This is a genomic window from Bradyrhizobium ferriligni (assembly GCF_056837965.1).
This window is the reverse complement of sequence record NZ_JBXEJO010000053.1, coordinates 13,895-40,270: the sequence shown is the minus strand read 5'-3', so window position 1 is coordinate 40,270 and position 26,376 is coordinate 13,895. Positions and strand designations below refer to the sequence as shown.

The following is a 26,376-nucleotide window of genomic DNA, read 5'->3' as shown; positions in this document are numbered from 1 at the left end:
GGCGCCACCTCAAGCCCGAATAAGATCCTCCCGCCTATTGAGCTGCTCACCACTGTCCCCGGAGCAAAGGGCCGCCGCCACTCCACTGCGCTCTGCAAGCACAATTGTCCGATTCGCAGTCGTAAGCCGCCGATTACCCCATCCACGCATCAGTAGGACTGCTCGAAGAGTGGATTTCGTCTACACTTAGGACCTAACGCTCCGATCCAAAGACAGCGCGACCCCACGAGCAACGCGTTCAAGGAATGCCGAAGCGCAAGATCGACAAGCTCGCTCGCGCAAAAGCGCGGCCCGATCCTGCCCAATGGGGTGAGGATGAAGTAATGACCCTTGTCGAGGCCGCGGCAGTGTTCTTCCCACTCGGTCCGTTGACAATATCATCGTTGCGCAGAGCCGCGGCCACTGGGACTCTTGAAATCGCCAAAGTTGCGGGCAAGGATCTGACAACCCCTCGAGCGATCTGCAAATTGGTCAAGCCGTCATGCCGGGCCGCAAAGCCAAGCCGCCACGACTCTGGTTTAGAGAGGACGATGAAACCTGGATCATCCTCGATCGTGGCCGGCAAATCCGCACAGGCTGCAGCCGCGACGACATTGACGGGGCTGCGAAGGCGCTCGAGACCTATATCGGCGAGCGACATACCAGCACCATCGGGGCAACTGACCCGAACGTCCTCGCGATAGCCGACGTCCTCACTGCCTACGAAATTTCAAAGCGGCCCAAGGACACGGGCGATGAACGCGCGTGGGCACAACATGACCTGCTGCTCATTCGCTTGCTCGATCTTAACAACTTTTTTGGCGATAAAACCGTCAGTCAGCTTAAAGCTCAGCTTTGTCGCGACTTTGTCGATTGGTCCACCGGTACTGCGAACGACAATCATAGGAAGGCTGGCATCAAGGCACGCAACGGGGCAGTCTCTGATCAAACCGCACGACGCCGACTCGAAGATCTACGCGCTGCCGTGAACGCCTACCACGCCGAGCATACGCTCACCGTCGTTCCAAAGATCACTCTTCCTCCTAAAGCCGAAGGACGACACCGATGGCTAACGCGCAACGAGGCAGCGCGCCTACTCGGAGCAACAATCGGCTACGTGTGGGACACCGAGGAGGAAACGTGGAAGCGCAGCGAGGATGGCGAGCTCGTGCGACGGGAGCGGTGGATCATTCGTCGTCGCTATCCCGCGGCGCGCTTCTGCCTGATCGGTATTTACAGTGCTCGTCGCGAAGAGACCATCCGGCGCACCCAGTGGCTACCAACAACGACCCATCCATGGATGAACCTTGATGCGATGGTCTACCAGGGCAAAGGGGCGCTGGAGCAGTCGACCAAGAAACGGCGGCCGCCGGCAAAGATCGCTAGCCGCCTGCGTCCGCATCTGATTCGATGGCGCAGGATCGACCAAGCTCGATCTGCAGAACTCCGCGCCTCAGGGGTTATGAGAGACGGTGAACAAATCCGGTTCGTCGTGAACCGCATGCACGACGGCCAGCCGCTTGCTGGCAAGATCAGGTCAGCCTGGAATGGTATTCTGGAGGACGCCGGGCTGGGCGACGACGTCGTCCGGCATTCACTGCGCCATACAGCGGCGACATGGTTGATGCAGGCGGGCGTCGACATGTGGGAAGCCGCTGGCTGGCTCGGCATGACCGTTGAGCAATTAGAGGCCAACTATGGCCATCACCACCCGGACTTTCAGGAAGAGGCGGCGAAAGCTTTTGCGGCAAGGCGCTGAGCTGACCACTACTCTCCGCGAGCTATTCGTGCTTTGATATCCGCCAAATCAGCTCGTAGGTCCGAAGGGAGGACTTGTGGTGCTTGATGGTGTTCGATGTAGCATCCCGACAGGGGCTAGTTCCCTCGGGCTTCCCGATCGTCTTTTTTCCGATTTAGAACAGTACAAGGCCGCCGCGGACCGCTGTTCGACGTCCTTGACGGTTGCCTCGAGGGCGACAGACATGGCTACCGAGACTCAAATCGTTGCGCATTTCGTTGCGCACAAAAAACACAGAACCTATAAGTGCTTGAAAGAATGGTCGGAGTGGCAGGATTCGAACCTGCGACCCCTGCGTCCCGAACGCAGTGCTCTACCGGGCTGAGCCACACTCCGACTGAGGGCCGGCTTATAGCGTCGGGTTTCGGGGACCGCAAGGGACCACGAGCCACGCAATTGAGGAATCTAGTCACAGTGGATACAGGTCTGAAAACGCACGTTTTGTCCGCTGGCGCCGCCGCCACGGCGACCGCCGCCGGGGTCCTGGCCGAGGGCGGCCTGGTGGCGTTTCCGACCGAGACGGTTTACGGCCTCGGCGCCGATGCCGGGAACGCCGCCGCGATCGCCCGGCTTTACGAGGCCAAGGGCCGGCCGGCCTTCAATCCCCTGATTGCCCATGTCGCCGATCTCGGCGCCGCCCGCCGGATTGCCCTGTTCAACGGGCAGGCCCTGCGATTGGCGGACGCGTTCTGGCCCGGTCCCCTGACCCTGGTGCTGCCGAAGGCGCTCTCCTGCCCGGTTGCGGAACTCGCGACCGCCGGGCTCGATACGGTCGCCATCCGCATCCCGGCCCACAAAGTGGCGCGCGACATCATCAAGGCTTTCGGCGGTGCCGTGGTAGCGCCGTCGGCCAATCTCTCCGGCCATGTCTCGCCGACCACTGCCGAGCATGTGAACGGCGATCTCGCCGGTCGCATCGACCTGATCGTCGACGGCGGGCCGGTCGAGGTCGGCGTCGAATCCACCATCGTCGGCTGCTTCTCCGATCCGGTGCTGCTGCGGCCGGGCGGGCTGACGCGCGCCGAGATCGAGCGCGTGCTCGGCCACCCCTTGCAGTCGCCGCCGCAAGACGCGGAAAACGACGCCCAGCCGGTTGCCCCCGGCATGCTCGCCTCGCACTACGCGCCACGGACACCGGTCCGGCTCAACGCCAGCGACGTCCATGTCGGCGAAGCCTTGCTGTCGTTCGGGCCAGCCAAGGTCGCGCGGCGCGAATGCGCCTCGGTGGAGATGAACCTGTCCGAGCGCGGCGACCTTGCCGAGGCCGCCGCCAATCTGTTCGGCTACCTTCGCACCCTCGACAAGAGAAACGCGGATGCGATCGCGGTGACGCCCATTCCCGAGGACGGATTGGGCGAAGCCATCAATGACCGGCTGCGCCGCGCAGCCGTTGGGCGGTAACAAGCATGACCCGGACCGGAACGGCCGCGTTAGGGCCAAGCGGGAACCGGTTTTCCCTTGCGTCAAACGCGAAGCGTTTGCGCGAAGGGCATGCTTAGGCAGAGATCCCCGACTGAGTGAAAGACCAAGAAAAAATGAACATCGTCCAATCAGCGGTGCCGCCGCTTCCGCCCGAATTGCTTGAAAAATTCCGCACCATCGTCGGCGCGAAATATGCGGTGACCGATGCCGCCGACATCAAGCCTTACGTCACCGAGGAGCGCGACCTGTTCCACGGCCGCTCGCCGCTGGTGCTGCGCCCCGGTTCGACCGCCGAAGTCGCTGCGATCTGCAAGCTTGCGACCGAGCACAGGATCGCGCTGGTGCCGCAGGGCGGCAATACCGGCCTTGTCGGCGGCCAGACGCCGCACAATGGCGAGGTCGTGGTCTCGCTCCGGCGTCTCGACAAGATCCGCGACATCGACGTCGAATCCAACACCATGACCTGCGAGGCCGGCGTGGTGCTGCAGATCGCGCAGCAGAAGGCGGCCGAGGTCGACCGGCTGTTTCCGCTCTCGCTCGGCGCCGAGGGCAGTTGCACCATCGGCGGCAACCTCTCGACCAATGCCGGCGGCACCGGAGCGCTCGCCTACGGCGTGGCGCGCGAAATGGCGCTCGGGGTCGAAGTCGTGCTGGCTGACGGGCGCGTGCTGAACGCGCTGTCGAAGCTGAAAAAGGACAACACAGGCTACGATTTGCGCAATCTCTTCATCGGCGCAGAAGGCACGCTCGGCATCATCACCGCGGCTACGCTAAAGCTGTTTCCGCGGCCGCGTGCGGTCGAGACCGCCTATGTCGGTCTGAAGTCGCCCGCGGCTGCACTCAAGCTGCTGTCGATCTCGCGCGATCAAGCGGCCGGTGCGTTGACGAGCTTCGAACTGCTCGCCGACGTCGCGGTCGACTTCTCGATCCGCCACGGCATCGATATCCGCGATCCCCTGACCAGCAAGCATCGCTGGTACGTGCTGATGGAATTGTCGTCGTCGCGCGACGATGCACGCGACACGCTCGAGGCGATCCTGGCCCAGGGCATGGAGGACGGCATCGTCGACGACGCCGTGATCGCCGCCAATCTGAGCCAGCGCCAGGCGTTCTGGAAGCTGCGCGACGAGATGTCGGCGGCGCAGAAGCCGGAAGGCGGCTCGATCAAGCACGATATCTCGGTGCCGGTCGCCGCCGTGCCCGCCTTCATCGAGGAAGCCAATGCTGCCGTGGTGAAGCTGATCCCGGGTTCGCGGCCGGTGCCGTTCGGCCATCTCGGCGACGGCAACATCCACTACAATGTCAGCCAGCCGGTCGGCGCCAATGCGGCCGACTTCCTCGCGCGCTGGCACGACGTGAATGCCGTCGTGTTCGAGATCGTGCTGCGGATGGGCGGCTCGATCTCTGCCGAGCACGGCATCGGCGTGCTCAAGCGCGACGAACTGCCTGACGTCAAGGACAAGGTCGCGATCGAGCTGATGCGGCAGGTCAAGGCGATGCTCGATCCGCTCGGCATCATGAACCCGGGCAAGGTGCTGTGACCGCGCAGGCGACGATGCCCTCCCTCGCCATTGCAGAGATCACCGACGCCGACATCGCCGATGTCGTCACGCTGTGGCAGGCCTGCGGCCTGACGCGGCCGTGGAACGATCCTGCCGCCGACATCGCGCTGGCGCGGCGCGGACCGAACTCGGCCGTGCTGGTCGGCCGCGACGCCGATGCGATCGTCGCGACCGCGATGGTCGGCCATGACGGTCATCGCGGCTGGGTCTATTACGTCGCGGTCGATCCCAACCGCCAGGGCAAGGGACTTGGCCGCACCATCATGGCCGCGGCCGAGGACTGGCTGCGCGCCGCCGGCGTGCCGAAGCTGCAACTGCTGGTGCGGCGGGAGAACGCCAAGGCCGGTGCGTTCTACCAATCGCTCGGCTATGACGAATCGACTTCGGTGATGCTGGCCAAATGGCTCGACGGTCGCGAAGCGACGCCGTGAGAGGGCTGAGGATCAACGCATGAGCATCGCCGACCGCGTCCGCGTCAAGGACGTCGAGCTGCTCTCGAAGCGCCGCTACGAGCTGAAGAGCGCGACGTTCGATTACCGGCGCGCCAACGGCGAATGGCAGACCCAGGTGCGCGAGGTCTACGACCGCGGCAACGGCGCGGCGCTGTTGCCCTACAATCTGACGACCCGCAGCGTCGTGCTGGTGCGCCAGTTCCGCTACCCCGCCTTCGCCAACGGCTATGACGGTCTCCTGATCGAGGCTGCCGCCGGCATGCTCGACGATGCCGAGCCGGAAGCACGCATCCGCGCCGAAGCGGAGGAAGAGATCGGCTACCGGCTCGCGCATGTGCGCAAGGTGTTCGAGGCTTTCACGTCTCCGGGCGCGGTGACCGAGAAGCTGCATTGCTTCGTCGCCGAATACGACGCCGCGATGCGCATCGGTGACGGCGGCGGGCTCGCCGACGAGGGCGAGGACATCGAGGTGCTCGAGCTCCCGATCGACGACGCGCTCGCCATGATCAGCGACGGGCGCATCGTCGACGCCAAGACCATCATGCTGCTGCAATACGCCGCGCTGCATCTGTTCAGGTGAACGCGGCTTTGTCCCGGCCGGTGCCGGGACGGCCTTGCGGCTTCGCGCACTCAACGCTTTAGACTAGCTGTCCCCGTCATCCCTGCGCAATGGCTATGCCATTGTCGCTGGAGGTGCGAGCCTCTTCGGCGAGCCTCGAAGGATGAATCGGCCACCAGCCGGGCCGTGCATCCTTCGAGACGCGCGAAGACGCGCTCCTCAGGATGACGGGGATGCGAACGCGCTACCGCATCGTGATCGCAAGGCCGCTCAGATCGGCGTTGGCCATCAGACCGACCTGGTGTCCGGTCAATTCCAACACCGCGCCCTTCTGATTGGTCAGCACGATCGCGCGCGCGCCGCGTCCGACGGCAAGCCCCGCGCCGGCCGCACCGTAGACGCCGGCAACGTCGGACGGACGGTTGATGTTGCTGACGCGGCCGCGCAGCACGGTCTTGGAGCCGCCGAATACCAGGCCGTAGTCGAGGCCGCCGGTGGAGAGCCGGTAGGAGCGGCCGCGGAAGGTCAAGACACCGCTGCCGCCGGAGCCGCCGATGATCCATCCGGCCTTGTAGATCGTGAGCGTCACGAAGCCGCTGTCGGCACGGGCGGCGGAAGAGAACGCAAGGCCGGTGAACGCCAGCAGTGCCACCAGCGCGGCGCGAAGGGTGGATGAAAATTTCATGTGCGGTCTCCCCAGGATCTACTCTCGTCGATTTGCTTGCGTTGATTTGCGCGCGTCGCGACACGGCTGCGAATCGCGATGCTCCGACTGTAACAAGCGCGTAAACAAGCGCAATTTGGCACGGCGATGGCCGATTTGCTGACGGGCGCTTTCGCACGACCGGTGTTGAACCTGTTCCCGGGGTTGCAACACTCACTGCATGTCCGGGGCGGTCGGCCCCTGAGCTCCAGGATTGCCCCGTGGAGCATTCATTTTTCAAACCGGAGATTTTCCCATGCGTCGTCTTGCGATTACCTGTGCCGCCGTTGCCGCCACCGTGTCCGTGCTTGCCGCGGCAAGCCCGGCCAGCGCCACGCCCTATCATCTGATCCGCTGGCAGGACACCGGCTTCTGTCAGATCTGGGATCAGAGCATCCCGACCACGCCGTGGCCGGCGAACTTCTCCATCGTCAGCGAGGAGCTGCCGACCTTCGATGCTGCGTTCAGCTACAAGACCGGCCTCCTGAACAACGGCACCTGCTCGTTCTGAACGAACGCCATTCGATCACGCAAGAGGGCGGACACCCGGCAACAGCGCGGCGTCCGTCCTTTGCTGTAAGGTAGTGACGCGATCCAGCGTCAGTGATGCTTGATCAGGGCGTCGCGCGCGGCGGCGAGTTCGAGGAATGCCGCGCCGTTGCCGCCGCCGTCGGGATGCACCGTCTTGGCGGCGCGCTTGAAAGCCTGCTGGACTTCGGTCGCTGCGAGCCGGCGGCCGAACGGCAGGCCGAGCAATTGCCGGTACTGCTCCTCCTGCGTCAGCGCCTTCGGCGCCAGGCCGCGCCGGCCGAACCGCGGCGCCGACAGCATGTGCAGTGCGTCGCCGATGATGCCGAGACGGCGCAGCGCCATCGCCTTGGTGCGGCGGTCGGCCGATTTCAGCGCCGCCTGGCGCAGGATCGGCAGCACCTGTGCGGCCGCATGCCGCAGCGTCTCGTCGATCTCGGTCGTGGCGATCTCGGCGACCATCTTGGCCATCTCGCGATAGTCAGGGTCCGGCGCCGCGCAAAAGCGCTCGATCGCAACTTTCCAGTGTCTGATATGCGGGTCCATGTCCGCGGTCCGTAACTGTCATCCGAATCCGGATAACAGCAACGCGCAAACGCGGCTTGGCGTTTCGGTTGGCGCAGTTTTGAATAGTGTTGTCGACAACGCTCACAAATCAGAACAAGGAAACGCCATGGCCCTTCTCGACAATCACATCGCCGTCATCACCGGTGCGGGCTCGGGCATCGGGCGTGCCATCGCACTGGGCTACGGCCGCGAGGGCGCGCGCGTGGTGCTGCTCGACATGAACGGCGATGCGGCGGCGGAAGCGGCCAAGGAGATCCAGAGCGCCGGCGGCAGGGCGGAGAGCTTTACACTCGACGTGACCAATCGCGACGCCTGCGTCGCGATGGCAAAGCAAGTGGCCGACAAGGTCGGGCCGGTCTCGATCCTGGTCAACAATGCCGGCATCGCGCGCCGCAACGGCATGCTCGGCACCGACGAGACCGTGATCAAGGATTGGGAAGACATCATCTCGATCAATCTCACCGGCGTTTTCAACGTCACGCATTCGTTCCTCGCACCGCTGCGCAAGAACAAGGGACGCATCGTCAACATCGGCTCGATCCAGTCCTTCGTGCATCTGCGCACGCCGAGTTCGCCGGCCTATACCGCCTCCAAGCACGGCGTGCTCGGCTTCACCAAGGCGTTGGCCGCCGAGCTCGGCAAGGATGGTGTGCGCGTCAATGCGATCGGGCCGGGCTTCATCGAGACGCCGTTGAACGAGAAGGTGCGCGCCACCAATCCCGACCTCGTCAAGGTCTTCATGGACCACACCCCGCTCGGCCGCGCCGGCAAGCCGGAGGACATCGTGGGTCCCGCCATCTTCCTCGCCTCGGACCTGTCGGCCTATGTCTCGGGATCGATCGTGATGGTCGATGGCGGGTACCGAACATTGTGACGGATGGAACCGCAATCGTGGCGATTTCTGGGTATTTTGCTTACAGAGCAGGGAGTTAGGGGCGCGTTAAGGACTTGTTAACCAAACCGGCACACCGTGGATCTACGGGGTAGTTGGTTCTCGATGTCTTCGCTTCACCGACGAAGCGGGCGTTGATCGGGAGGAGTTCATGTCTTACGCGTCCACCGTACCGTCGCCGGAAGCGCTGCTGCCGTCGCTGGCTCCAAATGAAATCGTCCCACTGCTGATCGGCGCGACCGTCGATGAAGTCGAGCGCGAGCTCGTGCTGCAAACGCTTGCGCGCTGCGACGGCAATCGCACCCGCGCCGCGCGCGTGCTCGGGCTGTCGGTCCGGACATTGCGGAACAAGATCCGCGAATATTCGGCCGACGGCATCGACGTGCCGCTGAGCGAGCACGCCGCAGCCTGACCGCACGTCGACGCTAGATCGGCAGGTCGATCGCAAGCCGCCGCCAGCGCGACAATAGTTCGCTGCCGTCGGCATCGAGGCAGCGAGCGAGACGCACCTCGGTCGTCGCGGCCCGTTGCAGCGTCTGCGCGACCAGCGCCGTCGCATAGTCCCAATAGTCGCGCCGCCCCTTCGGATCGTCGTCGACCAGGGATTTTGCGAGGATCTCGACGTAGATCGCAGCGACGGCTCTTTGCCAAAGCTCACCCGCGCGCGCGCCCTCCGCCGAGGGCGCGCCGGTCCGCGACTGCCAGGCCAACCAATAATTTTCCTCCGCGCCGCCCCAAGCAGATGGCAATAGCGATGGGTCGAGGCATGGCGAGCGACACTCAAGCGGCTGCATCCCGCGCGCGTCGCAGAAGAAGCAATAGCCGAGCTTGTCGTACCAGCCGACACGCAGCAATCTGCGAATCTCGGTCTGTTGATCCGCCGCGAGCTTCCTCACGCCCGTTCGTTCGAGATCACCGATGATCGCCTCCAGGCGATCGCGATCATACGGCTCGACCTCGAGCACCACGCCGATATTGCGTGGAAACAGCGCGTCGAGCATCTCGATCATCTCGCGATAGAATCGGCGCGCCAGGCCGCCGCCGCGCCACGCCTTCGCGACGCCGACATAGTTGCAGTAGATCAGCTCGCTTGCGTGATCATAGGTGAAGAAGCCGAGGCCGATCGCGCGCCCCTCCGCGCGCAGGATGAAGCAGCGCGAGTCGAGACAATATGACAGCTTCTGACCGCCGACACTGAACTCTCGTCGCTCGCCGACATCGTCTGACAGCACCCAGCGCACAATGTCGTCGGGCGCGTCGCGCTCGTTCGGAGGAAACAGCTCGGCATACAGATCGAGGACGCCGGTGTTGCGAAACGCCGCTTCGTCGCGCAGATCGTGCCGCGTCACCACGATGTCGAACGTCAGCGGCCCTGTTGCGTCACCTGCAACTGCCCCGCGCCTGTCGTTCAAAATCCGCAACGCGTCCTCCCGTCACAATCTTCGCATCGAATTATGACTGTTGATCGCTTGCATCAGCCGCGTCGGGCAGAATTGAAGCCGTCATCCAACCTCTGTTACAAGCGGCTTGAAATCGCGACGGAGCATATCAGTGGCTGACGAGACAATCTCCCGCCAGGGGTCACGAGGGGCGCAGGGGCCGCAGGGTCGTCAGGGCGAGCCGGGTCGGCCCGGTCCGCAAGGACATCCGGGGCGGCCGGGGCCGGAAGGTGCGCGCGGCAAGCCGGGCCCGCAGGGCAAGCCCGGACTGGTTGGGAAGGCGGGCCCCCAGGGCAAGCCGGGAGCGCAAGGCAAGACAGGCGTACAGGGTCCGCGCGGCGAAGCTGGTCCACAGGGACCGCAGGGACCGGCCGGCCCGCGCGGTGAAGCCGGCCCGCCCGGACAATTGCCGTCGATCGAGCAGGTGATGCCGTGGCTGCACATGATCTTCGACGCCTGGGAAGACTACAAGCGCACCAAGGAGCGTGAAGCCGCCGAGTTCGCCGAGCGCGATGCCGCCGAGCGCGCGGCAGCGGAAGCGATCGCGCTTGACGTCGACGCCATCGACTTCGCGGAAGATGACGACGAGGACGACGATCACAAGAAAAAGAAGAAGCAGCGCAAGAAGGACAAGAAGTAACCCCTCTTGTCCTCGCGACGACACGGCCAGCTCTGTCCGTGTCGCACCCGACGCCTACCGCTCCGCGCCCGGATTGGCCGGAGGATCGGAGGGCCGAGCGAGGTGCATGAGCTGGAAGACCCAGCGCATGGCGTAGTACCAGGCAACGCCCGCGAACGCCCCGCAGGCCGACAGGATGATGACATTGGCTAGGTCGATTGTCCCGCTCGACCACAGCATGCCGCAGGTCCAGAGCAAGGCGAACGCGATTGAACTGAACGTGAGGAGGGCGGCGGGCTTCATGGCGTTGCTCCGGGATCGGGTGAACGGCACCGATGCCCGGACGGGTGGCGCCGTACCGTGATCTGCATCACGATACGCCCCGCCCTCAGCCAAACCGCAGGCGCGAACGCTCCCTCGCCTTCTCCGCCTCCACCTCGCGATCGCGCGCCGGCGCCGTGGTCTGCAACGAGATCAGGAGCTTGCGCGCGGCGGTCGAGACCTCGGCCACCGCCAGGTTGAATGCAGCCTCATTGGAGTGCGACGGCCTGTTGAAGCCGGACAGTTTGCGCACGAACTGCAGCGCCGAGGCGTGGATCTCGTCCTCGGTGGCGGGCGGCTCGAAGTTGAACAGCGTCTTGATATTGCGGCACATGTCGGTCTCCCTCGCCCGCGGCAACGGGGCGGCTCCCTCAAAGACGATCGGCTGCTGCAAAATACGACATCGTGGTCTATTCTGGCAGTCTCATCGTCCACGGTGGAGCGAGGTTCCGGATGAGCCACGTGATCTACAAGGTCGTCCAGCACGACGGCGGCTGGGCCTATACCGTCAACGGGGTGTTCTCGGAACCATTTCCTACCCACGCCGCGGCACTTGCCGCTGCCCGACGCGCCGCCAACGAGCAGCGCGTCCCCGGCCGCACCGAGGCGATCCAGTACGAGACGTCGGACGGCAAATGGCTGACCGAAACCGCCTCCGGCAACGACCGCCCGGAGACCGAGGTCGAGGACGGCCGCTAGTTCACCTCGTCGCCTTCAGAACGGAACCTGGACGCCAAGCCGGTCGAAGAACGCCCGCCCCCGATCGGTGATCCGCAATGCGCGCGGAATCCGATGCGGCGCAACGCCGCGCATCTCGACCAGCCGCGCCAGCACGGCATTGGCAAAGGGACCGGCGAGATGCGGCACGCGCTCGGTCCAGTCGTTGCAGAGCCGCAGATGCGGCTGCCGCGCCGGATCGAAATCGATCGCCTCGGCCCGGCACCAGGCCAACCCCTGCTCCGTCACGCGACCACCGCGGCCGTCGATCACGACGAGGCGGCGGCGGATCAGCGCATTCGACAACAGCACGCCGAGCTGACCCGCAAGGTGGTGGTAGCAGGTGCGCGATTGCCTGAGCTGCTCGGCCGGCATCGCACGCCGCCGCCCCACGGTGGCCTTGGCCGCAAGATCGACGAGGTTCTCGATCAGCGCCGCGACGTCGTCGTCCCTGATCCGGTAATATCTGAACCTGCCCTGCGCCCACACGGAAAGCACGCGGGCGTCGACCAGCTTCTGCAAATGCGCGCTGGCGCCTTGCGGCGAAATGCCGGCGACCGCAGCAAGCTCGCCCGCCGGCAACGCCTTGCCGTCGGCCAGCGCACTGACCATCGCCTCGCGGACCGGATCGCCCAATGCCTCGGCGATCCGCGAAAATCCTGTCTGCAGGGATGATCCCACCGCATCGTCCTCCAGATCGCGCCGAACCGTCCTACCCGCATTCGCCGTGCGGCGCAGCTCATTTCAGATTTTCCTGAAACGTCGCGGCGGCCTCTTCCGCTCAAATGGGCGGCAGTCGACCAAACGCAAGGGAACAATCATGACAGCTGGCAGCAACGACGCGGAACGCATCTACAGGCTCTGGGATGAAGCGCTCGGCAACAAGGACCTCGAGGCAGCGCTCGCGCTCTACGCAGCCGACGCCTCGATCGAGAGCCCGCTGGTGCAGCATTTGATGCAGACCAAAGACGGGATCGTCCGCGGCCGCGATGCGCTGCGCGAGTTCATCACGCGCGTGTTCCGCACCAACCCGCCGCAACGGCGGCGCTTCAAGCAGGGTTTCTTCAGCGACGGCCGCGTCCTTACCTGGGAATATCCGCGGCAGTCTCCGGCCGGCGACCAGATGGATCTCGTCGAGGTCATGGAGATCGAGGACGGCCTGATCCAGCGTCATCGCGTCTATTGGGGCTGGTACGCACTCAACGTGCTCAAGGAGAGCTAGCCGAACATATCTTTGCCAGCCGCGCGGCGCAGCGCTCGGACAATGCTTTCGGTCATGCTAGGCTTGCGCTGACGCGGCTGGACAAATGCGCCGCGCGTGGGGAAAGCACCATGATCCGTTTGTGTGCGGCGCTTGCGGCCGCTCTCGTCTCGATGTCGGTACCGGCCATGGCTGCAGATTACCCCACGCCGCAGGATGGCGAGTGGACCGCGAAGGACTTCAAGTTTCACAGCGGCGAGGTGATGCCGGAATTGCGGCTGCACTACACCACGGTCGGCGCGCCGACCGGACAGCCGGTGCTGGTGCTGCACGGCTCCGGCGGCTCGGCCGCCAGCATGCTGACGCCGACCTTTGCCGGCCAGTTGTTCGGCCCCGGCCAGCCGCTCGACGCGGCGAAATACTACATCATCATCCCCGACGGCATCGGGCACGGCAAATCGTCGAAGCCGTCGGACGCGATGCGGACGAGCTTTCCGAAATACGACTACAATGACATGGTCGACGCGCAGTATAGGCTGGTCACCGAGGGGCTCGGCATCAAGCATCTGCGGCTCGTGATCGGCAACTCGATGGGCGGCATGCACACCTGGATCTGGGGCGTGCGCTATCCGCGGATGATGGACGTGCTGGTGCCGATGGCCTCGCAGCCGACCGCGATGGCGGCGCGCAACTGGATGCTGCGGCGGACGATGCTGGAAACGATCCGCAACGATCCCGACTACAATGGCGGCAACTACATCAGCCAGCCGCGGATGATGAAATACGCCATCGCCGCCTATCGCTTCGCCAGCGCCGGCGGCACGCTCAATTACCAGGCGCTGGCGCCGACCGCAGCGCGCGCCGACAAGATGGTCGACGACCAGCTGGCATTGCCGGTCACCGCGGATGCCAACGACTACATCTATCAATGGGAGGCCTCGCACGACTACGATCCCTCCGCCGGACTGGAGAAGATCGAGGCAACCCTGCTTGCCATCAATGCCGCCGACGATGAACGCAATCGGCCGGAGACCGGCGTCACCGAAGCTGCAGTGAAGCGGATCAAGAACGGCAAGATTGATCTGATCCCGGCAAGCGGCGAGACACGCGGCCATCTCACCACCGGCGATGCGAAGTTCTATGCCAGGCAATTGCAGGAACTGTTGCAGACGGCGCCGACGATGTAGCCATCGAGGTCAGGGCGATGTCCGCTGATCGCTTCCGCCGCATTGCGCTCAGCCTGCCCGAGGTCGTTGAAGGCGCGCATCACGGCACAACCGATTTCCGCGTCGGCAAGCGCATCTTCGCGACGCTCGGCTATCCTGACCAGGATTGGGGCATGGTGAAGCTGACACGCGAGCAGCAGGCCATGGTGGTCGAGGCCGAGCCGGAGGTCTTCCGGCCGGTGCCGGGCGGCTGGGGCAAGAGCGGCAGCACCAATGTCCGCCTCGCGAAGGTCGATCAGGTCACGCTGCGCAGCGCGCTGAACATGGCGCGGGACAATATCGCGGTGAAACCCGCGAAGAAGGCGCACGCGAAGCAATCATCCTGAGCGCAGTCATCTCGCACTGCATCACGCCTGACTGCGCGGCTTCGCTGATTCTTTGAGCATGCATCCCGCGCGCGGTTCGTGCCTAATCGCGCAAACACCGGATTCGCGTGACGCTACGCGCGGGTCACGTAGAAGTTTTCGCCGGAGGAAGGCAATGCGAAGGCTCGCGCATGTCGCGGTGCTTGCGTGGCTCGCCATGATGGCGGGCGCTGCACTGGCATTCGACAACGGCCAATATGACAACGTGGCGCCCGATATCCGCGCGTGGTTCAAGAGCGTGATCGCGCCGAATGGCGTGCCGTGCTGCGACATCTCCGACGGCCATCGCACCAGCTACGACGTTCGGGGCGGCGCCTATTGGGTGCCTATCGAGGGCGAGTGGATGATGGTGCCAGAGCGCGCCGTGATCCGCGATCGCGGCAACCCGGTCGGCGAGGCCGTGGTGTGGTACGTGCACCACCGCGGCAGCATCATCATCAGCTGCTTTGTTCCGGCGGATGCTGTCTGAACGGCGCCCGCCGCCTGCGCGGGAAGCCCCGCGCGCGAGATCGCGTCAATTTGAAACAGTTACTCTCTGTTAACCTTACTTTTTAACCAATAATTAAGGATGAGTTTGCGGGCGCCATGAGGCGCGGCCTAGCGTCTGCAGAAATGCTCCGTAACCGCGAGTTGGTGCGTGCCATGGCTCTTCGAAGAATGGCGTATCGAACATATGGGACGCTGATGGCGTCACTGATGGCTTCCCTTGGCGTTGCAGCGCTGCTGCTTGCTTCTCCGACCGAAACCTATGCGAGATCCGGATCCGCGGCGCGCGGCACGTTCTCCTCGCATCACCCAGCCTTCCGCCATCATGTGCGGGTGCCCGGCATCGTGTTGCCGGACGCGGGGGGATATTATGATGGTGCGGCGAGCGTTCCCTTCGCCGCCGAGGTCCCGCCGCCGGTCTCGAACGACGTCCGCTACACCTACACCCAGGACGTGCCGTGGGATTGGGCGCACCGCTATCCGCCGGCCGTGGTGCCGTCGGATCGTCCCTATGTGTCGAGCTGCCCCACCGAGAGCGTCACGGTGCCCGGACGCGGCGGCGACCGCACCGTCAACATCACGCGGTGCTACTGAGAAGCTTCGCCCCAATCAGAATCGCAAAAACAAAGAGGCCGCCCGCAAGGACGGCCTCTCGTATTTTGGCCGACGCTCAGCGCGCCGACAGACAGCCGGTCAGGAATCCTCGCCCTTCAGATGACCGACGTGCTTCTGGGTATAGAGCTCAAGGCCGATGCGCTTGATCAGGTCGAGCTGGGTCTCGAGGAAGTCGATGTGGTCTTCCTCATCCTTCATTAGCTGCTCGAACAGGTCGCGGCTGACATAGTCCTTGACGCCGTGGCAGTAGGTCGCCGCCTCCTGGTAGAGCGTGCGGGCGCCGATCTCGGCGGCGAGGTCACACTCGATGATCTCCTTGACGTCCTGGCCGATCTTCAGGGGATCGAGCACCTGCAGGTTCGGGAAGCCGTCGAGAAAGAGGATGCGATCGACGAACTTGTCGGCGTGCTCCATCTCCTCGATGGACTCCTTGCGCCAGACCTTGGCCATCTCCAGGAGGCCCCAATTGTTGAGCATCCGATAGTGCAGCCAGTATTGATTGATGGCGGTCAGTTCGCTGCGCAGCCCCTTGTTCAGATAATCGATGACCTTCGGGTCGCCTTGCATGATCCACTCCACCTGTCGCGGCCAACCTTGGCCGACGCTGAATTTAGAATGCTTCTAAATCAGATTACCGGCAAGAGCAACCCTTCGCAGAAGCGGCGCCTGGATAACCGGATTCGGAGGGATTTGGTGAAATCAGCAGGCCGCGAGCGCGAATTCGGCCGGCTCGGCGTCCTCGTTCGCGGCGTGCGGATGGCCGCTGTGGGGGCAGCCGGAGCAGCAGGCCTTGGCGCAGGGACCGAGCGCCTCGTCGATGATCGCCTTGATGGTGCGCGCGCAGCGGCCGCATTCGGCACTGCAGCCGAGGCAGCCGTACACCTGCTTGGCATTTCGTGTCACGGACCCACCGCCATTGACGGCATTGCGGACATCGTGGTCGCTGAGGACGTTACAGGAACAGACAATCATCGGAGCAAGGCGGGGTCCAACGGTGATGCTTCCCAGTATGGATATTGTCGGCTCCCGCGCGATGCAAAAGGAAAAAGCAGTTTTTGTAGCAATTCCAAACTGATGCGGGATTCATATTGGAATGAGTCTAAATCGGTCGGAGTTCGAACCCGCGGGGTGGCGGGCCAATAAGCGATTTTCTTCGCCGCCGACCGCCATGAGCACGCGCCTCGCTGGGTGCTATCGGGCTTGTGCGTTGCAAGATATTCCAAAAGCTGCAAGCATTTGGTCGCGAATGCGGCAGCGTCGTTCATTGATCATTCAAGCTGAATATGGAACCCTCCGGCGAGACAGATCGCCAATGCACGCTGTCCCTGCTGCCGTGAGAAAGGTGAGGCCATGAAGAAGACATTGCTGGCGCTTTGCGCCGTTGCCGCTGTGGCGGCTTCGACTGTGGCGGTGCCCGCCCCCGCCCAGGCACAACGCGGTGTCGCCGCCGGCGTCGCTGCGGGATTGATCGGTGGCGCCATCGTCGGTGGCGCGATCGCATCGCAGAACCGCTATTACGGTCCCGGATACGGCTACTATGCGCCCGGCCCGGCCTATGTCGCCGAACCCGGCTACGGCCCCGACTGCTTCTGGCAGCGCCAGCGGTTCTGGGACGGCTACACCTGGCGCGTTCGCAGCGTCCGCGTTTGCGATTGATCGCCGTTCATCTCGATTAAATCGAACCAGTTGTCCCGGAAAACCGACTGTTTCTCCGGGACATCTGCTGTAGATGGCCAGAAAAAACCGCTTTTCTGCGCGATCAGCCTGCGGACGTTTACTTTCGGTTGACTGTTCTGCGCTGTTTAGCAAGACAGCAGTTCGAGATCAGCGTGCGAGTCACCTCAACCCGGCGCCGAACCACGACGCCACCACCTTCCAGGAGAGCCAAAGACATGAAGAAGACTTTAGCTGCCCTTGTCGCCGTTACCACGATTGCCGGTTCGCTGGCCGTTGCTCCGGCTGCCAAGGCTGGTGACGGCGGCGCCGTCGCGGCCGGCGTTGCCGGCGGCCTGATCGGCGGCGCCCTGCTGGGCGGCGCGATCGCGGGCGCTCGCCCCGCCCCGGTCTATGTCGCACCGGCGCCGGTTTACGTCGAAGAGGCCCCGTGCCGCATGGTTCGCGAGCGCTTCTGGGACGGCTACGGCTGGCGCTTCCGTCGCATCCAGGTTTGCGACTGATCGACCGACACGCTTTCAGCATCACGCTCGAAAACCCGGCCTCGCGGCCGGGTTTTTGCTTTGCGCCACCAAGCGGTCTTGCGAGCCAGCCCGGTCAGCGTTGCCCGTTCATCGCGCGCAGCACCGCCTCGCTCGGCCAGCAATCGACCTTCAGCCCGGCCTGCTTCTGATAGGCGCCGAGCGCCGCGCGGGTCTGCATCCCGGCCTTGCCATCGAGCTTGTCCTTGTAGAGACCGATCTTCGTCAGCTGCTGCTGCATCGCCTCGACATCGGCGGAGCGCAGCTGCTTCGATGCCGACCATGGCGTCGCGAATGGCTGCGGGCTCGTCATGCGGTCGGCGAGGTGGCCGACGAACAGCACGTAGAGATCGGAGAAATTGTATTCCTTGATCACGAAGTAGTTCGGCGTCGTCAGGAAGGCAGGACCGTAGCTGCCTTCCGGCTGCAGCAGCGAGGCCGATTGCGCCTGCTCGGCCGCGCTGAGCTTCTGCCCGCGCACCGGCACGAAGCCTGCGCGCAGCCACTGGCTGATCGGCTTCGTCACTTCAGGCACGCCCATCGTGCAGTCGGCATTGGCCGGCGCCTGCACCTCATAGGCCCAGCGCACGCCGGGCTGCCAGCCCTTGTTGACCAGTTGCTGCGCGGCGGAGGCGAGCGCGTCTGGCACCGAGTGCCAGATATCGACGCGGCCGTCGCCGTCGAGATCGACGCCGTGCTTGTAATATTCAGACGGCAGGAACTGGGTGTAGCCGGTCGCACCGGCCCAGGAGGAGCGCATCTCCTTGCGCGTCACCGCGCCCTCGCCGAGGATCTTCAGCGCGAGAATGAACTCGGTACGGTACTGATCCTTGCGGCGGCCGACATAAGCCTGCGTCGCCACCACGCGCAGTGTGTCGTAGGGCAGCGAATAGCGCCCGTAATCGGTCTCGCGGCCCCAGATAGCCAGCACGACGGTGGCCGGGACGCCGAACCGCTTCTCGATCGCATCGAGCGACGGCCGATACTTCTGCATCAGCCGCTGCCCCTCCGCGGCGAGCCGCGCGATCGAGGCTTCCTTGATGTAATCGGCCGGCACCTGCACGAACTCGGCCTGCGCCGGCGCGCCGGTCTTGGGACGTCCGGGCAGGATCAGGTCGGGCAGCTTGTAGTCGGGCTCGAGCGAGCGCGTCTCGCGATCGAAGGTCTCGCGCGACACGCCGGCGGCCTTGGCCTCCGGCCACAACGAGGCGATGAACTGGGTGAACGCAGCATCGGCGGCGAATGCCGGCCGCTGCAGCGGCGCACAAAGCAGCAGCGCGAATGCGACAATGATGGCTGGCCATTTCATGATCGATCTCACCCTGCGGAAACGGTCATTGCGACGCGGATTCGGCAATTGTCAGAATTCAATTCTGGGTGGTAAGTTTTGCCATGCGCATATTTCTGTCATTTCCCTCCGAACTGGAATCGCAGGCTGACAGCATCGCCCAGTCCCTGCGCAATTGCGACCATGACGTTTTCTTTTCGCACGACGATCTTCCGCCGGGCGACAGCTTCGATGCGCGCGTCGAAAAAGCCATCGAAAGCAGCGATTTTATGGTGTTCCTGATCAGTCCGGAATCGGTGACCAGGGGACGCTACACGCTGAGCGAGCTCGCCTTTGCCCGGAACAAATGGCCGAACCCCAGCAATCGCGTGCTGCCGGTGATGATGGCGCCGACCCCGCTCGACCAGGTTCCGACCTATCTCAAGGCGGTCACGATCCTCGAACCCCAGGGCAGCGCGGCCGCCGAGACACGGGCCGCCGTCGATCGCATGCTGGAGGCCAAAAGCGAGCAGTCGCGCGACCGATCGATTTTGCCCTTCGCCGTGCTGTCGCTTGCGTCGGCCATCCTGTGCAGCCTGGTCGCGACCTATGCGCTCAACGTCCTGCAATATTCGTTCGTCGTCTCCGACGCCGGCGGGATCACGATCCTGCCCGGCGTGATATTCGGCGCGGCGATCGCGACCTGCAACGTCATGTTTGGCGCTAGGGACCGGTTTCAGCTGGCGCTGGTGGTCGCGATCACGACGGCAGCGTGGATCGCGGCCTACGATGCCAGCGCCGTCACGCTTCAGGTACTCGGCCAATATGCGAGAACCGCGCCGATTGAGGGCAATGCCGCGAACCCGGCCCAGATCACCGAGACGCTCGGCAACAATCCCTACATGGGATTTTTGATCGGCGGCATCGGCGGCGCCGTCGGCGGAGCCATCACCATTCTCGGCGTGCTCCTGACCAACCCCGCATTCAGGCGGATCGACAGCGTCGTCGTGACCTGGATCGCGGCCATCGCAGCCGGAACGGTTTACGGCGCGATCGTCAGGCTGCCGACCTTGCTGGGCTGGCTGGTGCTGTTCGGCGTCTGGCAGACCGCGTTCATCCTCGCGATGGCCCGCGGATTTCCGCGCGGCGCCGCGCAGATCCCCGAATGGCTCGGCAGATCCGCGCCGGCATTGTTCGGCTCACGCGCGGCGCGGTGACGCCGCGCCGCCGTTCATCCCTAATGCCCAACCTGCTGCTTGGCGCCCTCGATCGAGTCGTTCGACAGCTTGTCGACAATGGCGATGCCGATCGCCGACAGGATGAAGACGCAGTGGATGATGGTCTGCCACATCACGCCGGTCTCGGTGTAGTTGCCCTTGCCTGACGACAGCGCGCCGGCCTCGATGAAGGTGCGCAGCAAATGGATCGAGGAGATGCCGATGATCGCCATCGCCAGCTTGATCTTCAGCACGCTGGCATTGACGTGGCTGAGCCATTCCGGCTCGTCCGGGTGGCCCTTCAGATTGAGGCGCGAGACGAAGGTCTCGTAGCCGCCGACGATCACCATCACGAGCAGGTTCGAGATCATGACGACGTCGATCAGGCCGAGGACGGCCAGCATGATCTGCTGCTCGCTGAAATCGAAGGCATGGGCGAACAGGTGCCACAATTCCTTCAGGAACAGCACGACATAGACGCCCTGGGCGATGATCAGGCCGACATAGAGCGGCAATTGCAGCCAGCGCGATCCGAAGATCAGCATGGGAACGGGACGCAGCGACCGGCCCTTTGCGGGGGCGCGCGCCTCGGAAAGTGCGGACATGGTGGAGTGCTCGCAGAATTTGATTTGCGGGAGCGCTCTATCTACGCAATCCCGCGCGCTTGAAAAGCGACAACTGGCCGCAGATTGCGCCGCGATGCCGTCACGATCCTGCCAACGAGCAACGGTCGAACGCGGCGCGATGGCCGCGTTCGACCGCCTGAACCGATCAGCGCGTCAGCTTCTTGTACTTCACGCGATGCGGAATGATGCTGTCCTGGCCGAGCCGGCGCATCTTGTCCTTTTCGTAATCCTGGAAGTTGCCCTCGAACCATTCGACATGGCTGTCGCCCTCGAAGGCCAGGATATGGGTCGCGATGCGGTCGAGGAACCAGCGGTCATGGCTGATGATAACGGCGCAACCGGCGAAGTCCTCCAGCGCCTCTTCCAGCGCGCGCAGCGTGTCGACGTCGAGGTCGTTGGTCGGTTCGTCGAGCAGCAGCACGTTGGCGCCCGACTTCAGCATCTTGGCGAGATGCACGCGGTTGCGCTCACCGCCCGACAGCGCGCCGACCTTCTTCTGCTGGTCGGCGCCCTTGAAGTTGAACGCCGAGCAGTAGCCGCGCGAATTGACTTCCTTCTTGCCGAGCAGGATCAGCTCGTTGCCGCCGGAGATCTCCTCCCACACCGTCTTGTTGCCCTCGAGCGCGTCGCGCGACTGGTCGACATAGCCGAGATGCACGGTCTCGCCGACCGTAATGGTGCCCTTGTCCGGCGTCTCCTGCTCGGTGATCATCTTGAACAGCGTGGTCTTGCCGGCGCCGTTGGCACCGATCACGCCGACGATGCCGCCGGGCGGCAGCTTGAAGGTGAGATCGTCGATCAGCAGGCGATCGCCAAACCCCTTGCTGAGGCCTTCGAAGTCGACGACGTTGGCGCCGAGCCGCTCGGCGACCGGAATGATGATCTGCGCGGTCTGGGTCTGCTTCTCGCTCGCCTTCTTGAGCAGCTCCTCATAGCGCTGGTAGCGGGCCTTCGACTTGGCCTGGCGCGCCTTCGGCGAGGACGCCACCCATTCCTGCTCGCGGGCCAGCGTCTTCTGATGCGCGGCGTCCTCCCGGCCTTCCTGCTCGAGCCGCTTCTGCTTCTGAACCAGCCAGGACGAGTAATTGCCCTCGTAGGGGATGCCGCGGCCGCGGTCGAGCTCGAGGATCCAGCCCGTGACGTTGTCGAGGAAGTAGCGGTCGTGGGTGACGATCAGGATCGCGCCGGGATAGTTGCGCAGATGGCCTTCCAGCCACGACACCGACTCGGCGTCGAGATGGTTGGTCGGCTCGTCCAGCAGCAGCAATTCCGGCTGGTCGAGCAGCAGGCGGCACAGCGCGACGCGGCGGCGTTCACCACCGGACAGTTTTTTGACATCGGCATCGTCGGGCGGGCAGCGCAGCGCGTCCATCGCCTGGTCGACCTTGCTGTCGAGATCCCACAGGCCCTGGGCCTCGATCTCGTCCTGCAGCTTGGTCATCTCGTCGGCGGTCTCGTCCGAATAGTTGACCGCAAGCTCGTTGTAGCGGTCGAGGATCGCCTTCTGCTTGGCGACGCCGAGCATGACGTTCTCACGAACGTTGAGTGCCGGATCGAGGTGCGGCTCCTGCTCGAGATAGCCGACGCGGGCGCCCTCGGCGACCCAGGCCTCGCCGTTATACTCCTTGTCGAGGCCGGCCATGATCTTGAGCAGCGTCGACTTGCCCGAGCCGTTGACGCCAAGCACGCCGATCTTGGCGTCCGGGTAGAAGCTCAGATGGATGTTATCGAGCACCTTGCGGGTCGGGTACGCCTTGGTCAGACCCTGCATGAAATAGATGAACTGGCGAGCCATCCGCTGTCCCTGGAATTGATCCGATTTGTGGAAATTTTGCTGCCGCCGATGTAACGGCCGGCCCCCGAAAGCGCAACCGCGGGACCTCTGTTTTCCGTCCGTTCACCACGTTTCGCGGCTTCACCACGGGTGATTACGGGTTCGACGCCATGTGTGCGCCGAATCACGACAATTGAAACCATCTTTTAATAAATCAGGCCAAAACTCGTTCTCAACGTCGAAAAACGGCGATTTTCGCGGCAGAACCGCGGCCAAAACAGTTGAGGCCACGTCATGGCTACCATCATTTCAGCACCCCTTCCGCGCCCGACGACCAAAGGCGAGGCGACGCTGTTCGCCGAATTCCGCGCCTTTTGGCACGCCTTCGTCGCCAAGGCTTTCAATCCCTACCGGCCGGAACTGCATTATATGCGCGGCCCGGGTCCGGCTTGCCGCGCCAAGCAGATGGCGCTGTCGCCGGCGGTCCGCGCGATGCTCGCCGATATCCGCGCCACGAAGACGCAGTCTCCGCGCGCGTGACAATCGCCGCTTTTTGAAACCGTGGCCGCTTGCGCGCCTGCCGATTGCGCGCGACCATGACGGGTATTCCGACGGTTGATCTCCCGCCGTCGCCCTCACCGTGAATGGACCTTCCCCGATGACGCGGCTCCGCTGTGCGATCCTCGACGACTATTTTGACATCGCGCTTTCGGTGGCCGACTGGCCAAAGGTCAAGGACCGGGTCGACGTCACCGTGTTCGACAAACCGTTCGCGAGCGAGGCGGAAGCGGCGACGAAGCTGAAGGATTTCGAGATCATCTGCGCGATGCGCGAGCGCACCCCGTTCCCGAAGAGCCTGCTCGACGCGCTGCCCAGGCTGCAACTCCTGATCACCTCAGGCATGCGCAACGCGGCGATCGACATGGAGGCCGCCAAGGACCGCAAGGTGGTGTTGTGCGGCACCCAATATAGCCGCGATCCCACCGCGCCCCTGACCATGGGCCTGATCCTGGAACTGACCCGCGGCATCGGCCGCGAGAATGCGCGCATGCACGCCGGCGAGGCCTGGCAGACCTTTGCCGGTACCGAGATCGAGGGCAAGACGCTCGGCATCATCGGCCTCGGCAAGCTCGGCAGCAAGGTCGCCGGCATGGCCAAGGTGTTCGGCATGAACGTAATCGCCTGGAGCCCCAATCTGACGCCGGAGAAGTGCAAGGAGGCCGGCGTCGGCTATGCCGGCAAGGACGAGCTGTTCGCGACATCAGACATCATCACCATCCATGTCGTGCTGAGCCCGCGCTCGCGCGGACTGGTCGGCGCCGCCGATCTCGCCCGCATGAAGCCGTCGGCCTATCTCGTCAACACCGCGCGCGGGCCGATCGTCGACGAGGACGCCCTGTTCGCGGCGCTTCGCGACAAGACGATCGCCGGCGCCGGCATCGACGTGTTCTCGGTCGAGCCGCTGCCGTCTGATCACCCGCTGCGCAAGCTCGACAACGTCGTGATCACGCCGCATCTCGGCTATGCCACGCGCGAGAGCCTGCAGGCGCATTATCAGCAGATGGTCGAGTGCATCGATGCCTTCACCAAGGGCAGCGAGCCGCCGCGGCGCCTGGCCTGATCGTCACTAGCCGAGCCAGCGGAACGCGCGTTCGAGCTCGGCGCGGCCGTTCCGGTCGTACCAGCGCCCGTGGGCGAGGATGATCCGCTCCGGATTCCATTCGATCATGCGGGCGACGATGGCCCTCAGCGCAGCGCGGTCCCGCGAGAAGGTCAATCGCATGTCGCGCGGCGTGCCGCCGTCGGGATCGCGCACGCCCCCGAGCCAGATCAGGAACCGCATCAACGGCGAGCGGACTCGTCCGGCCTCAAAATTCTCGATCAGGTCGGTCAGCAGCAATGTCCGCGACGGCAGATGGAAGAACACGACCTCCGTCATGTAGCTGCCTGCCACCGGCAGCGTCGCGATCCACTCATCCCAGGGATAGCCGGATGATCGTTCCAGCGGCTCGCCTTCGAAGGTCAGCCGACTGCCGACCTGTTGCTTGATCCCGGGCGCAAGGAAGATGCGCGCGTCCGGATAGGCAGCATGCCATTCCGGAATCCACCAGTAATGCAGACGATTCGGAGCGATGATCCAGCGCGGTACGCCCAGCTTAACGATTGCGGCCTTGAGCTCGGCCAGCAATGGTGTCGGCGAGTGAATGAACAGCCGCCCATCCGGCAGGCGAACGATCGTCGCGCGCGTTGGAAACGGCATCTTGAACCAGCGCGGGCCGAACCGGATGATCGGACCATCGATCATCCATACATCATCGGCGACAGGCTTCGGCGTATTCAGCGGCGGATAGGTTTCGCAGACGCACTGCATCGCATTGCCTCCCGGGCGGCAACGTCGGGATGCGCGGCTAGTTGCAACAAAAAAGGCGCGCTGTTCGCGCGCCTTTTTCAATGATGAACTTGCCGGTTGGCCTAGCGCACAGTCACCGGTGCGGGCAGCGGCTGCACCGTGGTCGGCTGCGTGCCGGGCAGCGGCGCGGCCGCCTGAGCCTGGGCCGCGGCGGGAGCCATCGGGTTCGCGGGCGCGGCAGAAGCCGTTGCCGTTCCCGGCGGCGGACCACCGGGCAGCACGACCACGCGGGTGCCGACCTTGGCGCGTTCGAACAAATCGGAGACGTCTTCGTTCAGCATGCCGATGCAGCCCGACGAGACGAACTTGCCGATGGTCGACGGCTGGTTGGTGCCGTGAATACGGTACACGGTCGAGCCGAGATACATCGCGCGGGCGCCGAGCGGGTTGCCGGGTCCGCCGGCCATGAAGCGCGGCAGATAGGGCTGACGCTCGATCATCTCGGTCGGCGGATGCCAATCCGGCCACTCTGCCTTGCGGGTGATCTTCTGCACGCCGGTCCAGGTGAAGCCGTCGCGGCCGACACGGACGCCGTAACGGACCGCCCGGCCATTGCCCAGGATGTAATAGAGGTAGGTGTTCGACGTATCGACAACGATCGTGCCTGCCGGCTCCTTGGTCGCGAACGACACTTCCTGGCGACGCAGATTCGGCGGCAGTTGCGCCGGGGCGTCTTCCGGCTGCTCGTCCGGCGGCAGCGCCGCGATCTGCACCGGCTTGCCATTGGCATCGACCGGCGCCTGCTGCTGCGGCACGGCTCCGGTAACGCCCTCGGGCGGACGCATGCCGCCGCGGTCGTCGCCATAGGAAACGCCGGCGGCCGGAACGCCATTGTCGCGATTGGCTTGTTGCGCACCCGGACGGTCGCCGTAGATCACCGGCGGCGGCCCCATCGGCCGGCCATAGCGGGGATCATCGGGCGACATCACCGGGCCAGTCGGCGCGCCACGGTCGGAATAGACCGGAGGAGCATTCATCGGACGGCCATAGCGCGGATCGTCCGGCGACATCACCGGACCGGGCGGCACACCGCGATCGGAATAGGTGGGCGCATTCGCCGGACGGCCATAGCGCGGGTCGTTCGGCGACAGCACCGGGCCGGGCGGCGGCAATGCAGCCGAATCCTGCCCGTCATCGTCATTGAGAGCGTCGAAATCCGGCATGTTGCCCTGAGGGTAGGGCTGGGGCGCCGTCGAATAGGCGGTGCCCTGGGGCGCCGGATAACCCTGCTGCGCATGCGCAAGCGAGGTTCCTGCCACGCCGAGAGCCGCGGCAGCGCAAATCGTCAGAATGCGGTTGATCATCATTGCTCTGTTATAGTCCCCAAGCCACACCGGACTGTTAACGGCCCAATGCAGGAAGATAGCGGCGCATTCAAGACAAATCCGCGAAATCCGGGCTATTCCGGGCCCTTTGTGATTTCGCGTCAACGCTGC

At 64.3% G+C, this 26,376-nt stretch carries 33 protein-coding genes and 1 tRNA gene; 20 read left to right on the top strand and 14 right to left on the bottom strand.

The genetic code is table 11. From position 1 onward, the window contains the following. Positions 1–481: 481 nt before the first annotated feature. Complete coding sequence (locus tag AC1VNY_RS28345) at positions 482–1,738, top strand: site-specific integrase (RefSeq protein ID WP_482407663.1); 1,257 nt, start codon at positions 482–484, stop codon at positions 1,736–1,738. Positions 1,739–2,036: 298 nt separating this feature from the next. On the opposite strand, the gene AC1VNY_RS28340 is transcribed toward AC1VNY_RS28345, so the two are convergent. Then, positions 2,037–2,113 (bottom strand) — tRNA-Pro (locus AC1VNY_RS28340). Between the two features lie 105 nt (positions 2,114–2,218). On the opposite strand from AC1VNY_RS28340, the gene AC1VNY_RS28335 reads away from it, so the two are divergent. The 4 genes from AC1VNY_RS28335 (at position 2,219) to AC1VNY_RS28320 (ending at position 5,793) form a co-directional block, all read left to right on the top strand. After that, positions 2,219–3,178, top strand: a complete 960-nt coding sequence (locus tag AC1VNY_RS28335; RefSeq protein WP_482407662.1) for an L-threonylcarbamoyladenylate synthase — start codon at positions 2,219–2,221, stop codon at positions 3,176–3,178. Between the two features lie 134 nt (positions 3,179–3,312). After that, the gene (locus AC1VNY_RS28330; protein ID WP_482407661.1) at positions 3,313–4,740 is read left to right on the top strand and encodes an FAD-binding oxidoreductase; all 1,428 of its coding nucleotides are present in this window, start codon (positions 3,313–3,315) and stop codon (positions 4,738–4,740) included. Positions 4,741–4,754: 14 nt separating this feature from the next. Continuing rightward, complete coding sequence (locus AC1VNY_RS28325; protein ID WP_482407660.1) at positions 4,755–5,192, top strand: GNAT family acetyltransferase; 438 nt, start codon at positions 4,755–4,757, stop codon at positions 5,190–5,192. 19 nt (positions 5,193–5,211) lie between these two features. After that, entirely contained in the window at positions 5,212–5,793 is a 582-nt protein-coding gene (locus AC1VNY_RS28320; protein ID WP_482407659.1) for a GDP-mannose pyrophosphatase, read from the top strand. Positions 5,794–6,016: 223 nt separating this feature from the next. On the opposite strand, the gene AC1VNY_RS28315 is transcribed toward AC1VNY_RS28320, so the two are convergent. Further along, complete coding sequence (locus AC1VNY_RS28315) at positions 6,017–6,457, bottom strand: hypothetical protein (RefSeq protein WP_028343003.1); 441 nt, start codon at positions 6,455–6,457, stop codon at positions 6,017–6,019. 274 nt (positions 6,458–6,731) lie between these two features. Here AC1VNY_RS28315 and AC1VNY_RS28310 point away from each other — a divergent pair, with 274 nt between their 5' ends. Then, on the top strand, positions 6,732–6,986 hold the full coding sequence (locus AC1VNY_RS28310; RefSeq protein ID WP_482407658.1) for a hypothetical protein: 255 nt from the start codon (positions 6,732–6,734) through the stop codon (positions 6,984–6,986). 89 nt (positions 6,987–7,075) lie between these two features. Here AC1VNY_RS28310 and AC1VNY_RS28305 read toward each other — a convergent pair whose 3' ends face one another. Continuing rightward, complete coding sequence (locus AC1VNY_RS28305; protein WP_482407657.1) at positions 7,076–7,549, bottom strand: hypothetical protein; 474 nt, start codon at positions 7,547–7,549, stop codon at positions 7,076–7,078. Positions 7,550–7,676: 127 nt separating this feature from the next. On the opposite strand from AC1VNY_RS28305, the gene AC1VNY_RS28300 reads away from it, so the two are divergent. Continuing rightward, a complete protein-coding gene (locus AC1VNY_RS28300; protein ID WP_482407656.1) occupies positions 7,677–8,444 on the top strand; it encodes an SDR family NAD(P)-dependent oxidoreductase in 768 nt (255 codons plus the stop codon). Between the two features lie 169 nt (positions 8,445–8,613). Then, positions 8,614–8,874 carry a helix-turn-helix domain-containing protein gene (locus AC1VNY_RS28295; protein WP_016840962.1) on the top strand — a complete coding sequence of 87 codons (261 nt, stop codon included), beginning with the start codon at positions 8,614–8,616 and terminating at the stop codon, positions 8,872–8,874. 13 nt (positions 8,875–8,887) lie between these two features. Here the strand turns inward: AC1VNY_RS28295 and AC1VNY_RS28290 are convergent, their stop codons facing one another. Next, positions 8,888–9,883 carry a GNAT family N-acetyltransferase gene (locus tag AC1VNY_RS28290; protein WP_482407655.1) on the bottom strand — a complete coding sequence of 332 codons (996 nt, stop codon included), beginning with the start codon at positions 9,881–9,883 and terminating at the stop codon, positions 8,888–8,890. A gap of 130 nt (positions 9,884–10,013) precedes the next feature. On the opposite strand from AC1VNY_RS28290, the gene AC1VNY_RS28285 reads away from it, so the two are divergent. Further along, the gene (locus tag AC1VNY_RS28285; RefSeq protein WP_482407654.1) at positions 10,014–10,541 is read left to right on the top strand and encodes a collagen-like protein; all 528 of its coding nucleotides are present in this window, start codon (positions 10,014–10,016) and stop codon (positions 10,539–10,541) included. Positions 10,542–10,595: 54 nt separating this feature from the next. On the opposite strand, the gene AC1VNY_RS28280 is transcribed toward AC1VNY_RS28285, so the two are convergent. Both AC1VNY_RS28280 and AC1VNY_RS28275 read right to left on the bottom strand, forming a co-directional pair. Next, the gene (locus AC1VNY_RS28280; protein ID WP_482407653.1) at positions 10,596–10,823 is read right to left on the bottom strand and encodes a hypothetical protein; all 228 of its coding nucleotides are present in this window, start codon (positions 10,821–10,823) and stop codon (positions 10,596–10,598) included. An 85-nt stretch (positions 10,824–10,908) separates the two neighbouring features. Next, positions 10,909–11,175: a DUF2277 domain-containing protein gene (locus tag AC1VNY_RS28275; RefSeq protein ID WP_482407652.1), complete on the bottom strand. Its 267-nt coding sequence runs from the start codon at positions 11,173–11,175 to the stop codon at positions 10,909–10,911. A 119-nt stretch (positions 11,176–11,294) separates the two neighbouring features. On the opposite strand from AC1VNY_RS28275, the gene AC1VNY_RS28270 reads away from it, so the two are divergent. Then, positions 11,295–11,540 carry a DUF2188 domain-containing protein gene (locus tag AC1VNY_RS28270; RefSeq protein WP_016840968.1) on the top strand — a complete coding sequence of 82 codons (246 nt, stop codon included), beginning with the start codon at positions 11,295–11,297 and terminating at the stop codon, positions 11,538–11,540. A 15-nt stretch (positions 11,541–11,555) separates the two neighbouring features. Here AC1VNY_RS28270 and AC1VNY_RS28265 read toward each other — a convergent pair whose 3' ends face one another. Continuing rightward, entirely contained in the window at positions 11,556–12,239 is a 684-nt protein-coding gene (locus AC1VNY_RS28265) for an ArsR/SmtB family transcription factor (protein ID WP_482407651.1), read from the bottom strand. Between the two features lie 139 nt (positions 12,240–12,378). Here AC1VNY_RS28265 and AC1VNY_RS28260 point away from each other — a divergent pair, with 139 nt between their 5' ends. The 5 genes from AC1VNY_RS28260 to AC1VNY_RS28240 all read left to right on the top strand — a co-directional run bounded on the left by AC1VNY_RS28260 (position 12,379) and on the right by AC1VNY_RS28240 (position 15,430). Beyond that, on the top strand, positions 12,379–12,780 hold the full coding sequence (locus AC1VNY_RS28260) for a nuclear transport factor 2 family protein (protein WP_482407650.1): 402 nt from the start codon (positions 12,379–12,381) through the stop codon (positions 12,778–12,780). 110 nt (positions 12,781–12,890) lie between these two features. Beyond that, positions 12,891–13,946, top strand: a complete 1,056-nt coding sequence (locus AC1VNY_RS28255) for an alpha/beta fold hydrolase (RefSeq protein ID WP_482407649.1) — start codon at positions 12,891–12,893, stop codon at positions 13,944–13,946. A gap of 17 nt (positions 13,947–13,963) precedes the next feature. Beyond that, entirely contained in the window at positions 13,964–14,311 is a 348-nt protein-coding gene (locus tag AC1VNY_RS28250; RefSeq protein WP_482407648.1) for an MmcQ/YjbR family DNA-binding protein, read from the top strand. A 154-nt stretch (positions 14,312–14,465) separates the two neighbouring features. Then, complete coding sequence (locus tag AC1VNY_RS28245; RefSeq protein ID WP_482407647.1) at positions 14,466–14,819, top strand: hypothetical protein; 354 nt, start codon at positions 14,466–14,468, stop codon at positions 14,817–14,819. Positions 14,820–15,007: 188 nt separating this feature from the next. After that, positions 15,008–15,430: a hypothetical protein gene (locus tag AC1VNY_RS28240; protein ID WP_038386083.1), complete on the top strand. Its 423-nt coding sequence runs from the start codon at positions 15,008–15,010 to the stop codon at positions 15,428–15,430. A gap of 99 nt (positions 15,431–15,529) precedes the next feature. On the opposite strand, the gene bfr is transcribed toward AC1VNY_RS28240, so the two are convergent. Together bfr and AC1VNY_RS28230 are read right to left on the bottom strand one after the other, a co-directional pair. Beyond that, positions 15,530–16,018, bottom strand: a complete 489-nt coding sequence (bfr, locus tag AC1VNY_RS28235) for a bacterioferritin (protein ID WP_026193251.1) — start codon at positions 16,016–16,018, stop codon at positions 15,530–15,532. Between the two features lie 132 nt (positions 16,019–16,150). After that, a complete protein-coding gene (locus tag AC1VNY_RS28230; RefSeq protein WP_016843730.1) occupies positions 16,151–16,423 on the bottom strand; it encodes a (2Fe-2S)-binding protein in 273 nt (90 codons plus the stop codon). Between the two features lie 378 nt (positions 16,424–16,801). Between AC1VNY_RS28230 and AC1VNY_RS28225 the strand changes: the two genes are divergently transcribed. Then, positions 16,802–17,107: a hypothetical protein gene (locus AC1VNY_RS28225; RefSeq protein ID WP_016843729.1), complete on the top strand. Its 306-nt coding sequence runs from the start codon at positions 16,802–16,804 to the stop codon at positions 17,105–17,107. Positions 17,108–17,343: 236 nt separating this feature from the next. Further along, complete coding sequence (locus AC1VNY_RS28220) at positions 17,344–17,628, top strand: hypothetical protein (RefSeq protein ID WP_016843728.1); 285 nt, start codon at positions 17,344–17,346, stop codon at positions 17,626–17,628. Between the two features lie 94 nt (positions 17,629–17,722). Here the strand turns inward: AC1VNY_RS28220 and AC1VNY_RS28215 are convergent, their stop codons facing one another. Further along, the gene (locus tag AC1VNY_RS28215; protein ID WP_482407646.1) at positions 17,723–18,955 is read right to left on the bottom strand and encodes a lytic murein transglycosylase; all 1,233 of its coding nucleotides are present in this window, start codon (positions 18,953–18,955) and stop codon (positions 17,723–17,725) included. Positions 18,956–19,038: 83 nt separating this feature from the next. On the opposite strand from AC1VNY_RS28215, the gene AC1VNY_RS28210 reads away from it, so the two are divergent. Further along, complete coding sequence (locus tag AC1VNY_RS28210) at positions 19,039–20,130, top strand: toll/interleukin-1 receptor domain-containing protein (protein WP_482407645.1); 1,092 nt, start codon at positions 19,039–19,041, stop codon at positions 20,128–20,130. Between the two features lie 20 nt (positions 20,131–20,150). Here AC1VNY_RS28210 and AC1VNY_RS28205 read toward each other — a convergent pair whose 3' ends face one another. Together AC1VNY_RS28205 and ettA are read right to left on the bottom strand one after the other, a co-directional pair. Next, the gene (locus AC1VNY_RS28205) at positions 20,151–20,735 is read right to left on the bottom strand and encodes a TIGR00645 family protein (RefSeq protein WP_028342988.1); all 585 of its coding nucleotides are present in this window, start codon (positions 20,733–20,735) and stop codon (positions 20,151–20,153) included. 166 nt (positions 20,736–20,901) lie between these two features. Further along, positions 20,902–22,551, bottom strand: coding sequence for an energy-dependent translational throttle protein EttA (gene ettA / locus AC1VNY_RS28200; protein ID WP_482407644.1), 1,650 nt, complete (start codon positions 22,549–22,551; stop codon positions 20,902–20,904). 273 nt (positions 22,552–22,824) lie between these two features. Between ettA and AC1VNY_RS28195 the strand changes: the two genes are divergently transcribed. Together AC1VNY_RS28195 and AC1VNY_RS28190 are read left to right on the top strand one after the other, a co-directional pair. Next, positions 22,825–23,070: a hypothetical protein gene (locus AC1VNY_RS28195; protein WP_482407643.1), complete on the top strand. Its 246-nt coding sequence runs from the start codon at positions 22,825–22,827 to the stop codon at positions 23,068–23,070. 118 nt (positions 23,071–23,188) lie between these two features. Next, positions 23,189–24,151, top strand: coding sequence for a D-2-hydroxyacid dehydrogenase family protein (locus AC1VNY_RS28190; RefSeq protein WP_482407642.1), 963 nt, complete (start codon positions 23,189–23,191; stop codon positions 24,149–24,151). A gap of 6 nt (positions 24,152–24,157) precedes the next feature. Here AC1VNY_RS28190 and AC1VNY_RS28185 read toward each other — a convergent pair whose 3' ends face one another. Beyond that, positions 24,158–24,901 carry a DUF4336 domain-containing protein gene (locus AC1VNY_RS28185; RefSeq protein ID WP_482407641.1) on the bottom strand — a complete coding sequence of 248 codons (744 nt, stop codon included), beginning with the start codon at positions 24,899–24,901 and terminating at the stop codon, positions 24,158–24,160. A 101-nt stretch (positions 24,902–25,002) separates the two neighbouring features. Beyond that, positions 25,003–26,247: a L,D-transpeptidase gene (locus AC1VNY_RS28180; RefSeq protein WP_482407640.1), complete on the bottom strand. Its 1,245-nt coding sequence runs from the start codon at positions 26,245–26,247 to the stop codon at positions 25,003–25,005. Between the last annotated feature and the right edge of the window lie 129 nt (positions 26,248–26,376).